The sequence below is a fragment of the Xanthomonas sp. SHU 199 genome, from assembly GCF_000364665.1.
In the GTDB taxonomy this organism is placed as follows: Bacteria; Pseudomonadota; Gammaproteobacteria; order Xanthomonadales; family Xanthomonadaceae; genus Xanthomonas_A; species Xanthomonas_A sontii.
On sequence record NZ_AQOI01000117.1, the window covers coordinates 1 to 11,777 of the forward strand.

Below are 11,777 nucleotides of genomic sequence, written 5' to 3' on the forward strand. Positions count from 1 at the left end.
CGCGCTGGGCCTGTCGCGCTACGGCGTGCTGCCGCGCGGTCGCAACGTCGCCGCGATGCTGGCCGAGCCGCGCAGCGCCTACGTGCTGTACGGCCTGGAGCCGGGCCTGGACTTCGCCGACGCCGCCGCCGCGCGCAGCGCGCTGGCCGGCGCCAAGGTGGTGGCGTTCAGCCACTTCGCCTGCGCCTCCACCCGCGACGTGGCCGATGTGATCCTGCCGATCGGCGCGCTGCCGGAAATCGAGGCGACGCTGACCAACCTCAACGGCAGCGACCAGCGCACCCGCGCCGGCGGCAAGCTGCCGGGCGAGGCCCGCGAGGGCTGGCGCGTACTGCGCGCGCTCGGCGGCGAGCTGGGCCTGCCCGGCTTCGAGTTCATCGACCTGGCCGGGCTGCGCGACGGCCTGCAGCCGCGCGAGGTCGCCGCGGCGAGCTCGGCGCAGCCGGCACGCCAGGACGAGGGCCTGGAACTGGCCGCCAGTCCGGCGATCTACCGCACCGATGCGGTGGTGCGCCGCGCGCAGGCGCTGCAGCAGCATCCGCTGAACCGCGCGCCGGGCATTGCGCTGCATCCGGACGAGGCGGCGCGCCTGGGCCTGAGCGACGGGCAGATGGTCAAGGTCGGTACCGCGGCGGGTAGCGCCACGTTGCCGCTGGCGACGGACAAGCGGGTCGCGCCGGGTGCGGCCTGGATCGAAACGGGCCACGGCGCGACCGCGCCGCTGGGCGCCGGTCGGGTGACGGTGGTGGCTGCATGAACGAGATGCTGTTGAACGTGGTCGACCCGCTGCACCAGTGGTTCCTCGGCCTGGGCGCCCTCGGCGTGGTCCTGTGGATCGTGCTGAAGATCCTGCTGATCGCCATGCCGGTGATCATCGCGGTGGCGTTCTACGTGGTCTGGGAGCGCAAGCTGATCGGCTGGATGCACGTGCGCCACGGGCCGATGTACGTGGGCATGGGCATCTTCCAGGCCTTCGCCGACGTCTTCAAACTGCTGTTCAAGGAAATCATCCAGCCCAGCAGCTCGCACAAGGCGATGTTCGTGATCGCGCCGCTGATCACCCTGGCGCCGGCCTTCGCCGCCTGGGCGGTGGTGCCGTTCGACGCCAAGCTGGTGCTGTCCAACGCCAACGCCGGCCTGCTGTACCTGCTGGCGATGACCTCGCTGGGCGTGTACGGCATCATCCTGGCCGGCTGGGCGTCCAACTCCAAGTACGCCTTCCTCGGCGCGATGCGCTCGGCCGCGCAGGTGGTCAGCTACGAGATCGCGATGGGCTTCGCCCTGGTCGGCGTGATGATCGCGGCCGGCAGCCTGAACCTGAGCACGATCGTGCAGGCGCAGGCCGGCAGCTCCGGGTTCTTCGACTGGTTCCTGATCCCGCTGTTCCCGCTGTTCATCGTGTACTGGGTGTCCGGCGTGGCCGAGACCAACCGCGCGCCGTTCGACGTGGTCGAAGGCGAGTCGGAAATCGTCGCCGGCCACATGGTCGAGTATTCGGGCGGTGCGTTCGCGCTGTTCTTCCTGGCCGAATACGCCAACATGATCCTGGTCAGCTTCCTGGTCTCGATCTTCTTCCTGGGCGGCTGGCTGAGCCCGATCCAGGGCTGGGTCACCGCGGACATCTCGCCGTGGGTCAACTGGATCTGGACCGGCGGCTGGCCGTGGCTGCTGATGAAGGTGCTGTTCTTCGCCAGCGCGTACATCTGGTTCCGCGCCAGCTTCCCACGCTATCGCTACGACCAGATCATGCGCCTGGGCTGGAAGGTGTTCATCCCGCTGACGATCGTATGGATCGCGGTGACGGCATTGATGGTGTTCTACGGCGTGATCCAGAAGGGCGTGTAAGCGATGAATAAAATCACCCATTACTTCAAGAGCCTGCTGCTGCTCGAGCTGCTCGGCGGCCTGTGGCTGACCTTGAAGTACACGTTCCGTCCCAAGTACACCGTGCTGTACCCGATGGAGAAGTTCCCGCAGTCGCCGCGCTTCCGCGGCCTGCACGCGCTGCGCCGCTATCCCAACGGCGAAGAGCGCTGCATCGCCTGCAAGCTGTGCGAGGCGGTGTGCCCGGCGCTGGCGATCACCATCGACTCGACCAAGCGCGAGGACGGCACCCGCCGCACCACCCGCTACGACATCGACCTGTTCAAGTGCATCTACTGCGGCTTCTGCGAGGAAAGCTGCCCGGTGGATTCGATCGTGGAGACCCAGGTGCTGGAGTACCACTTCGAAAAGCGCGGCGAGAACATCGTCACCAAGCCGCAGTTGCTGGCGATCGGAGACCGGCTCGAGGCCGAGATCGCCGAGCGCCGCGCTGCCGACGCTCCCTTCCGCTGAGGTTCCGAAATGGATTGGGTCAATATCGCTTTCTGGATCTTCGCCACCATCGCCGCGGTTGCCGCCGGCGCGGTGATCAGCGTGCGCAACCCCGTGTACGCGGTGCTGTGCCTGATCCTGACGTTCTTCTCCATCGCCTGCGTGTGGCTGCTGGTGGGCGCCGAGTTCCTCGGCGTGACCCTGGTGCTGGTCTACGTCGGCGCGGTGATGGTGCTGTTCCTGTTCGTGGTGATGATGCTGGACATCGACACCGCCCGCATGCGCGAAGGCTGGGTGCGCTACCTGCCGGTGGGCCTGGTGGTGGCAGTGGCGATGCTGGTGCAGATGGTCACCCTGATCGGCGTGAAGGCGCGCAGCGCGGCGCCGTTCCCGGCCGACAACGCCGCGGCGCAGGCCGCCGACACCTCCAACATCACCTGGCTGGCCAAGACCCTGTTCACCCAGTTCCTGCTGCCGTTCGAGTTCGCCGCGATCATCCTGACCGTGGCGGTCGTGGCCGCCGTGATGCTGACCCTGCGCAAGCGCACCGGCATCAAGACCCAGAACCCGGGCGACCAGTCGCGGGTCAAGGCCGGCGACCGTCTGCGCATGGTCAAGATGGCCGCCGAAAAGCCCACGCTCCACACTCCGCCGGCATCGCAGGAGGGCCAGCCATGATCTCCCTAGGCCATCTGCTGGCGCTCGGCGCGGTGCTGTTCTGCATCGCCCTGGCCGGCATTTTCCTCAATCGCAAGAACGTCATCGTGCTGCTGATGTCGATCGAGCTGATGCTGCTGTCGGTCAACATCAACTTCGTCGCCTTCTCGCGCGAGCTCGGCGACGCCGCCGGCCAGTTGTTCGTGTTCTTCATCCTGACCGTGGCCGCGGCCGAAGCCGCCATCGGCCTCGCGATCCTGGTGACGCTGTTCCGTACCCGCCACACGATCAATGTGGCCGAAGTCGATTCGCTGAAGGGCTGACCTGCAGATGGAAATTACGCTCTCCAAGAGTCTGCTGATCGCGGTGGTGCTGGCCCCGCTGGTCGGCAGCATCATTGCCGGCCTGTTCGGCCGTCAGGTCGGCCGCAAGGGCGCGCAGTTCGCCACCATCCTCGGCGTGGCGGTCAGCTGCGCGCTGTCGTGCTGGACCCTGTACCAGCTGGTCGGGCAGGGCGCCTCGCCGTTCAACCAGAACCTCTACACCTTCTTCGAGGTCGGCCACTATTCGGCCCACGTCGGCTTCATGGTCGACCGCCTGACCGCGATGATGATGGTGGTGGTGACCTTCGTGTCGCTGCTGGTGCACATCTACACCATCGGCTACATGGCCGACGATCCGGGCTACCAGCGCTTCTTCAGCTACATCTCGCTGTTCACCTTCTCGATGCTGAGCCTGGTGATGAGCAACAACTTCCTGCAGCTGTTCTTCGGCTGGGAAGCGGTGGGCCTGGTGTCTTACCTGCTGATCGGCTTCTGGTTCAAGCGCCCGACCGCGGTGTTCGCCAACATGAAGGCGTTCCTGGTCAATCGCGTCGGCGACTTCGGTTTCATCCTCGGCATCGCCGGCGTGCTGCTGTGGTTCGGCACGCTGGACTACGCCAGCGTGTTCGCCAACGCCACCGCGGTGCTGGGCAGCGATGCCGCCGGCGGTCTGGCCCAGGTGCAGCTGTTCCAGGGTCATGCCTGGAACGTCTCCACCATCATCTGCGTGTGCCTGTTCATCGGCGCCATGGGCAAGTCGGCGCAGGTGCCGCTGCACGTGTGGCTGCCGGACTCGATGGAAGGCCCGACCCCGATCTCGGCACTGATCCACGCCGCGACCATGGTCACCGCCGGCATCTTCATGGTGGCGCGCATGTCGCCGCTGTTCGAGCTGTCGCAGACCGCGCTGAACTTCGTGCTGGTCGTCGGCGCCACCACCGCGTTCTTCACCGGCCTGATCGGCATCGTGCAGAACGACATCAAGCGCGTGGTCGCCTACTCGACGCTGTCGCAGCTGGGCTACATGACCGTGGCGCTGGGCGTGTCGGCGTACTCGGCCGCGGTGTTCCACCTGATGACCCACGCCTTCTTCAAGGCGCTGCTGTTCCTGGCGGCCGGCTCGGTGATCATCGGCATGCACCACGAGCAGGACATGCGCAAGATGGGCGGCCTGCGCAAGTACATGCCGATCACCTACTGGACCAGCGTCATCGGCACCCTGGCGCTGGTCGGCACCCCGTTCTTCGCCGGCTTCTACTCCAAGGACACCATCATCGAGGCGGCGCAGCACCACGCGCACACCTCGCATGGCTGGATCGCGACCTACGGCTACTGGGCCGTGCTCGGCGGCGTGCTGATCACCAGCTTCTACAGCTTCCGCCTGCTGTTCCTGACCTTCCACGGCCAGGAGCGCTTCCGCGATGCGCGTGCGCACCACGATGCGCATCATGACGACGCCCACGGTGCGCATGCCCACGACGATCACGCACACGACGATCACGGCCACGGCCACCACGGCGCGAACGAACCGCACGAGTCGCCGTGGGTGGTGACGGTGCCGCTGATCCTGCTGGCGATCCCGTCGATCGCGATCGGCTTCTTCACCATCGGCCCGATGCTGTTCGGCACCGACTGGGCGGGGCACCATGCCGCGGCGGCGATCAAGGGCCAGGCGGTCAGCTTCTTCACCGGCATCGTCGACTTCTACGATCCGGCGCGCGACACCGTCGGCGCGCTGGCCGAGGAGTTCCACGGCCCGGTCGCGTTCGCCCTGCACGGCCTGACCCAGCCGCCGTTCTTCCTGACCCTGGCCGGTTTCGCCCTGGCCTGGATCCTGTACCTGTGGAAGCCGGAACTGGCGGCGAAGGCGCGCAAGACCTTCTCGGTGCCGGTGTGGATCCTCGAGAACAAGTACGGTTTCGACAAGCTCTGGATCGGCGGTTTCGCCGGCGGCGGCGTGCGCCTGGGCAAGGTGTCGCGCGCGGTGGATACGCATGTCGTGGACGGCGTCATGGTCAACGGCACCGCACGCGTGATCGACCTGGCGGCCAATCTGCTGCGTCGCACGCAATCCGGTTTCCTCTATCACTACGCCTTCGCGATGATCGTCGGTCTCATTGCCCTGCTGGGCGTGCTGATGCATTTCTGGCGTTGACCTGTACGGAATAAGAACACGTGTCGAACTGGCCTCTACTCTCCATCCTGATCTGGCTGCCGATCATCGGCGGCGCCCTGGTGCTCGCCCTGCGTGATGCGCGTGCGGCGCGCTGGGCGTCGCTGCTGGTGGCGTTGCTGACCTTCGCGCTCAGCCTGCCGCTGCTCACCGGTTTCGACTACGCCAGCGACGCGCTGCAGTTCGTCGAGACACATGCCTGGATCCCGGCATACGACATCGGCTACAACCTCGGCGCCGACGGCATCGCGGTGGCGCTGATCGTGCTGACCACGCTGGTCACGGTGCTGGCGCTGATCGGCGCGTGGACCTCGATCGACAAGCGCGTCAACCAGTACGTGGCCGCGTTCCTGATCCTGGAAGGCGTCACCGTCGGCATCTTCTCCGCCACCGACGCGATGCTGTTCTACGTGTTCTTCGAGGCGATGCTGATCCCGATGTTCCTGATCATCGGCATCTGGGGCGGCCCGCGCCGCATCTACGCCGCGGTCAAGTTCTTCCTGTACACCTTCCTCGGTTCGGTGCTGATGCTGGTCGGGTTGATCTACCTGTACCTGAAGGGCGGCAGCTTCCAGCTCGCCGACCTCTACCAGCTGTCGCTGACCTCGAAGGAGCAGACCTGGCTGTTCTTCGCCTTCCTGATCGCCTTCGCGGTCAAGGTGCCGATGTTCCCGGTGCACACCTGGCTGCCGGACGCGCACGTGGAAGCGCCGACCGCCGGCTCGGTGATCCTAGCGGCGATCGCGTTGAAGATCGGCGGTTACGGCTTCCTGCGCTTCAACCTGCCGATCCTGCCCGATGCCAGCAACGAGTGGGCGTGGCTGGTGATCGCGCTGTCGCTGATCGCGGTGATCTACGTCGGCCTGGTCGCCCTGGTCCAGGACGACATGAAGAAGCTGATCGCCTACTCGTCGATCGCGCACATGGGCTTCGTCACCCTCGGCACCTTCGTCGCCTTCGCCTTGGTCGGCTTCGGCAGCACCGATGCGGCCCGGTTGGGCCTGCAGGGCGCGATGGTGCAGATGATCTCGCACGGCTTCGTGTCCGGCGCGATGTTCTCCTGCGTCGGCGTGCTGTACGACCGCATGCACACCCGCCGCATCGCCGACTATGGCGGCGTGGTCAACGTGATGCCGTGGTTCGCGACCTTCGCGATGCTGTTCTTCATGGCCAATGCGGGCCTGCCGGGCACCAGCGGCTTCGTCGGCGAGTTCATGGTCATCATGGCCAGCTTCCAGGCGCACCCGCTGCTGGCCTTCGGCGCGGCGACCACCCTGGTGATCACCGCCGCCTACACCCTGTGGCTTTACAAGCGCGTGTTCTTCGGCGAGGTCGCCAATGCGCACGTGGCCGAGCTGAAGGACATCAACGGCCGCGAGGCGCTGGTGCTGGGCGTGTTCGCGCTCGGCGTGCTCGCCCTGGGCCTGTATCCGAAGCCGTTGACCGACCTGATGGAGCCCTCGATCGCGAAGCTGGCGGCGCAGATCGCCACCAGCAAGCTGTAAGCGGCCGTCGAGCGTATTGATTCCAGAGATTTGATGATGACCACCCCTGCGCTGCTGCCTCTGACCACCGTCGACCTGCCGCCCCTGCTGCCCGAGCTGGTGCTGACCGCCGGTGCCTTCTTCCTGCTGATGCTCGATCTGTTCATCAGCGAGCGCAACAAGGCCTGGACCCACATCGTCTCGGTGGCGATCCTGGTCGCGGTGTTCGCGATGCTGCTGGCCGGCGTGGGCGGGCAGGGCGAGGTGTTCAACGGCATGTTCGTGCGCGATGCCGCCGCCGACGTGATGAAGACGGTGATCGTCGGCCTCAGCGCGCTGACCCTGATCTACGGCTGGAGCTACCTGCGCGAGCGCAAGCTGTACCAGGGCGAGATCCCGGTGCTGGTGCTGTTCGCCACGGTCGGCATGATGATCCTGGTCTCGGCCGGCAGCCTGCTGATGGTCTACCTGGGCCTGGAACTGCTGGCGCTGTGCTCCTACGCGCTGGTCGCTTCCAACCGCGACAACGGCATGGCCACCGAAGCGGCGATGAAGTACATCGTGCTCGGTTCGCTGGCCTCGGGCTTGCTGCTGTACGGCATGTCGCTGATCTACGGCGCCACCGGCACGCTGAGCCTGAGCGGCATCCACGAGGCGATCGGCAACGGCCGCGAGCACATGCTGCTGCTCACCGGCACGGTGTTCATGATCGCCGGTGTCGCCTTCAAGCTCGGCGCGGCGCCGTTCCACATGTGGCTGCCGGACGTCTACCAGGGCGCCCCGGCGCCGATCGCGCTGTTCATCAGCTCGGCGTCCAAGCTGGCCGCGTTCGGCATGGCCTACCGCCTGCTGGAAGTGGGCGTGGGCCCGCTGGCGGCGCAGTGGCACTGGGTGATCGGCGGCCTGGCGGCGCTGTCGCTGGTGGTCGGCAACCTGATGGCGGTGGCGCAGAGCAATCTCAAGCGCATGCTGGCGTATTCCACGGTCTCGCACATCGGCTTCCTGCTGCTGGGCGTGGCCGGCGGCGGCGAGCGCGGCTATGCGGCGGCACTGTTCTACGCTATCTGCTATGCGGTGATGTCCACCGCCTCGTTCGGCGCGATCATCGCGTTGTCGCGCAAGGGCTTCGAGGCCGAGAACATCGACGACTTCAAGGGCCTGAACGCGCGCAACCCGTGGATGGCGCTGCTGGTGCTGTGCATCATGGCCTCGCTGGCCGGCGTGCCGCCGTTCCTGGGCTTCTGGGCCAAGCTGGCGGTGCTGGGCGCGGTCGTCGCGGTGCCCGACCAGAACCTGTGGTGGACCGGCCTGGCGGTGCTGTCGGTGCTGTGCGCGGTGATCGGCGCGTTCTACTACCTGCGCGTGATCAAGGTGATGTATTTCGACGAGCCGGTCGGCACGCCGCTGCCGGCCAACGACGACCGCGTGCTGGGCGTGGCGCTGGGCGTCAACGCGCTGGGCCTGCTGGCCTTCGGCCTGGCTTGGAGCCCGCTGATGGCGTGGTGCCAGCGCGCCTTCGCGCACCTGGCCTGATCGCGAAAGGGCGGTTTTCCCGCTGTTTTTCGCCAACGCCGCCGCAAGGCGGCGTTGGCGTTTTTGCATTCGGCGATGCGATTGTTGTTTCGTTTTCCATCGTGTGCGGTTATCATGGCGTCCTTCGAACGGCAGCGTCGCTACCGCATCGAGATGAAAATCAGGGCTTGCAATCGACGCACTGATTCTTCATAATTCCGCTTCTGCTGCGGGGTGGAGCAGTCTGGCAGCTCGTCGGGCTCATAACCCGAAGGTCGCAGGTTCAAATCCTGCCCCCGCTACCATCTTTGTCTGCAGCGGCAACCAGTGCATCGGTTGTCTGCGGCAGGGAAGTTTGGGCTTCGCGATGACGCATGTTCCCGTCGTCGCAACCGGAATCCAGCGTGACCGGAGTTTTACCGGACAAGGGGCCCAGAGGGCCCTTTGTCGTTTCCGGGGTCCGGGAAATGCACGCAATCGACTTTTCAACCTTTTCAGATGCAAGGCAGGCTGTGAGCGACAAGGCAAACGAAATCGCGACTCTGCTGGGCCCGACCGTGGACGCGTTGGGCCTGGAACTGCTGGGCGCGGAATACCTGCCGGCCCCCGGCGGCGCCACGCTGCGCCTGTACATCGACGTGCCGCTGGCCGAGCAGCCCGAGCGCATCGTCAACATCGACGATTGCGAGCGGGTCAGCCGCGAGGTGTCGGCACAACTGGACGTGGAAGACCCGATCAGCGGCAACTACACGCTGGAAGTGTCCTCGCCGGGCGTGGACCGGCCGCTGTTCAGCGCCGAACAGTTTTCCCGTCACCTCGGCGAATCGGCCAAGGTGGTGTTGAAGCTGCCGCAGCAGGGCCGTCGTCGCTTGCAGGGGCGCATCGTGCAGGCCGACGCCGCTGCCGGCCGCATCATCTTCGAGGTCGACGGCGCCGAACTGGCGGTGGACTTCGACAACATCGACAAGGCGCGGATCATGCCCGACTGGGCGGCGCTGGGTCTGGCGCCGACCAAGCCGGGCAAGGGCCCGAAGCCGGCCGGCAAGAACGCAAAATCCAATAAGAAACCATCCAACGAACCGGCGGCCGACGAGGCTGCGCGCGGAGCGAAAGAATGAGCAAGGAACTGTTGCTGGTAGTCGACGCGGTGGCCAACGAAAAGGGCGTGCCGCGCGAAGTGATCTTCGACGCGATCGAGGCCGCATTGGCGTCGGCGGCGAAGAAGCGCTACCCCGACCAGGACGTGCTGACGCGCGTCACCATCGACCACAAGGACGGCACCTACGAAACCTTCCGGCGCTGGGAAGTGGTGGCCGACGATGTGGTGATGGAATCGCCCGACCGGCAGATCCGCCTGATGGACGCGGTCGACGAGGCCGAGGGCGTGGACGTCGGCGACTACATCGAAGAGCAGATCGAGAATCCGGACTTCGGCCGCATCGCCGCGCAGGCCGCCAAGCAGGTGATCGTGCAGCGCGTGCGCGAGGCCGAGCGCCAGCAGGTGGTGGACGCGTGGAAGGATCGCGTCGGCGAACTGGTCACCGGTGTGGTCAAGCGCGCCGAGCGCGGCAACATCTACGTGGACCTGGGCGGCAACGCCGAGGCCTTCATTCCCAAGGACAAGGGCATCCCGCGCGACGTGCTGCGCGCCGGCGACCGCGTCCGCGGCTACCTGGCCGAAGTGCGTTCGGAGCCGCGCGGCCCGCAACTGTTCATCAGCCGCGCCGCGCCGGAATTCATGATCGAGCTGTTCAAGCTGGAAGTGCCGGAAGTGGGCCAGGGCCTGGTCGAGATCAAGGCCTGCGCACGCGATCCGGGCGATCGCGCCAAGATCGCGGTGCTGGCGCACGACACCCGCACCGATCCGATCGGCGCCTGCATCGGCATGCGCGGGTCGCGCGTGCAGGCGGTGTCCAACGAGCTCAACGGCGAGCGCGTGGACATCGTGCTGTGGAACGACAACCCGGCCAACTTCGTCATCAACGCGATGGCGCCGGCCGAGGTGCAGTCGATCATCGTCGATGAAGAAAAGCACTCGATGGACCTGGCGGTGGCGGAAGACCGCCTGGCCCAGGCGATCGGCAAGGGCGGCCAGAACGTGCGCCTGGCCAGCCGCCTGACCGGCTGGCAGCTCAACGTGATGACCGCCGAGCAGGTCGCGGCCAAGTCCGAGGCCGAGCAGGCCGTGGCCCGCCAGCTGTTCATGGACAAGCTGGAAGTGGACGAGGAGATCGCCGCGATCCTGGTCGCCGAGGGCTTCAACTCGGTCGAGGAAATCGCCTACGTGCCGGTCGGCGAGTTGCTGGCGGTGGAAGGCTTCGACGAGGACATCGTCGAGGAACTGCGCGCGCGTGCCCGCGACGCGCTGCTCAACGAGGCGCTGGCCGCCGAGGAGAGCGACGACGACGGTGTGCCGGCGGCGGACCTGCTGTCGCTGCCGGGCATGGACGAAGCCACCGCCTACGCGCTGGCCGGCCATGGCGTACGTACCAGCGAGGACCTGTCGGATCTGGCTGCCGACGAAATCCTCGAGTTCGGCATCGAGGACCTGGACAAGGACCGCGCCGCGGCCCTGATCCTGGCCGCCCGCGCCGAGGAGATCGCCCGCCTGGAGCGCGGCGAATGAGTCAGCGATGAATGCCGCCCTGACCCGATCAGGGCTTAGAATCCGCGCTACCTTCGCACGCGGCGAGGGGGCGCCAACCAGATCATAGGATCCGAATGTCGCAGCAAACCACCATCCGCAAGCTGGCCGAACTGGTGAACACGCCGGTCGAGAAACTGCTGGTTCAACTGGCCGACGCCGGGATGAAGTTCAGCGGTCCCGACCAGGTCGTCACCAGCACCGAAAAGATGAAGCTGCTGGGCTTCCTGCGCCGTACCCACGGCAAGACCGACAAGCCGGTCGAGGAAGAGGCCCAGGCCGCGCCGAAGAAGATCACCCTGAACCGGCGCAAGCTGCAGGAAGTGACGGTCAGCGCCGGGCGCAGCAAGACCACGGTCAACGTCGAGGTCCGGCAGAAGCGCACCTACGTGAAGTCGGCCGAGGACCTGGCCGCCGAGCGTGCGGCGCCGTCCGCGGGCGGACGGGTGGACGACGAGCGCGCCGAGATCCTGCGCAAGCTGGAGGAATCCAAGCAGCGCAATCTGGCCGAACAGCAGAAGCTCGCCGAGCAGGATCGCGCGCGCGCCGAGGAAATCGAGCGCAAGCGCAAGGCCGAGCAGGAAGCGCGCGAGCGTGCCGAGGCCGAGCAGCGCGCGGCCCAGGCCGCGCTGGACGCCGAGTCGGCGCCGCCGGCTGCGGCGCCGTCC

General features: G+C 66.6%; 11 protein-coding genes and 1 tRNA gene. All 12 read left to right on the forward strand.

What is annotated here, in order from left to right; genetic code table 11:
- Positions 1-757: molybdopterin dinucleotide binding domain-containing protein (locus tag D183_RS0105550; protein WP_017908128.1), on the forward strand; the 757-nt coding region annotated here is incomplete at its 5' end.
- Positions 754-1,845, forward strand: coding sequence for an NADH-quinone oxidoreductase subunit NuoH (gene nuoH, locus D183_RS0105555; protein ID WP_017908129.1), 1,092 nt, complete (start codon positions 754-756; stop codon positions 1,843-1,845). The genes D183_RS0105550 and nuoH, both read left to right, overlap by 4 nt.
- Positions 1,846-1,848: 3 nt before the next feature.
- Positions 1,849-2,337: an NADH-quinone oxidoreductase subunit NuoI gene (gene nuoI, locus D183_RS0105560; RefSeq protein WP_012915532.1), complete on the forward strand. Its 489-nt coding sequence runs from the start codon at positions 1,849-1,851 to the stop codon at positions 2,335-2,337.
- A 9-nt stretch (positions 2,338-2,346) separates the two neighbouring features.
- On the forward strand, positions 2,347-2,994 hold the full coding sequence (locus D183_RS0105565) for an NADH-quinone oxidoreductase subunit J (RefSeq protein ID WP_017908130.1): 648 nt from the start codon (positions 2,347-2,349) through the stop codon (positions 2,992-2,994).
- A complete protein-coding gene (nuoK, locus tag D183_RS0105570) occupies positions 2,991-3,296 on the forward strand; it encodes an NADH-quinone oxidoreductase subunit NuoK (protein ID WP_017908131.1) in 306 nt (101 codons plus the stop codon). The genes D183_RS0105565 and nuoK overlap by 4 nt, the downstream gene beginning before the upstream one ends.
- Positions 3,297-3,303: 7 nt before the next feature.
- Positions 3,304-5,451 carry an NADH-quinone oxidoreductase subunit L gene (nuoL, locus tag D183_RS0105575; RefSeq protein WP_017908132.1) on the forward strand — a complete coding sequence of 716 codons (2,148 nt, stop codon included), beginning with the start codon at positions 3,304-3,306 and terminating at the stop codon, positions 5,449-5,451.
- Positions 5,452-5,471: 20 nt separating this feature from the next.
- Complete coding sequence (locus D183_RS0105580) at positions 5,472-6,974, forward strand: NADH-quinone oxidoreductase subunit M (protein ID WP_017908133.1); 1,503 nt, start codon at positions 5,472-5,474, stop codon at positions 6,972-6,974.
- Between the two features lie 36 nt (positions 6,975-7,010).
- Positions 7,011-8,486, forward strand: coding sequence for an NADH-quinone oxidoreductase subunit NuoN (gene nuoN, locus D183_RS0105585; RefSeq protein ID WP_026143462.1), 1,476 nt, complete (start codon positions 7,011-7,013; stop codon positions 8,484-8,486).
- A 207-nt stretch (positions 8,487-8,693) separates the two neighbouring features.
- Positions 8,694-8,770, forward strand: a tRNA-Met gene (locus D183_RS0105590).
- Positions 8,771-8,977: 207 nt separating this feature from the next.
- The gene (gene rimP, locus D183_RS0105595) at positions 8,978-9,583 is read left to right on the forward strand and encodes a ribosome maturation factor RimP (protein ID WP_017908135.1); all 606 of its coding nucleotides are present in this window, start codon (positions 8,978-8,980) and stop codon (positions 9,581-9,583) included.
- Positions 9,580-11,091: a transcription termination factor NusA gene (gene nusA / locus D183_RS0105600; protein ID WP_017908136.1), complete on the forward strand. Its 1,512-nt coding sequence runs from the start codon at positions 9,580-9,582 to the stop codon at positions 11,089-11,091. The genes rimP and nusA overlap by 4 nt, the downstream gene beginning before the upstream one ends.
- Before the next feature lie 95 nt (positions 11,092-11,186).
- Positions 11,187-11,777, forward strand: a 591-nt coding sequence (locus D183_RS24080; RefSeq protein ID WP_039726237.1) for an IF-2-associated domain-containing protein, incomplete at its 3' end; no start/stop codon positions are given.

What these genes read in the sequence shown, in the direction of transcription:
- nuoH (WP_017908129.1), top strand. Translation starts at nt 754, where the DNA reads ATGAACGAGATGCTGTTGAACGTGGTCGACCCGCTGCACCAGTGGTTC.
- nuoI (WP_012915532.1), top strand. Translation starts at nt 1,849, where the DNA reads ATGAATAAAATCACCCATTACTTCAAGAGCCTGCTGCTGCTCGAGCTG.
- D183_RS0105565 (WP_017908130.1), top strand. Translation starts at nt 2,347, where the DNA reads ATGGATTGGGTCAATATCGCTTTCTGGATCTTCGCCACCATCGCCGCG.
- nuoK (WP_017908131.1), top strand. Translation starts at nt 2,991, where the DNA reads ATGATCTCCCTAGGCCATCTGCTGGCGCTCGGCGCGGTGCTGTTCTGC.
- nuoL (WP_017908132.1), top strand. Translation starts at nt 3,304, where the DNA reads ATGGAAATTACGCTCTCCAAGAGTCTGCTGATCGCGGTGGTGCTGGCC.
- nuoN (WP_026143462.1), top strand. Translation starts at nt 7,011, where the DNA reads ATGACCACCCCTGCGCTGCTGCCTCTGACCACCGTCGACCTGCCGCCC.
- nusA (WP_017908136.1), top strand. Translation starts at nt 9,580, where the DNA reads ATGAGCAAGGAACTGTTGCTGGTAGTCGACGCGGTGGCCAACGAAAAG.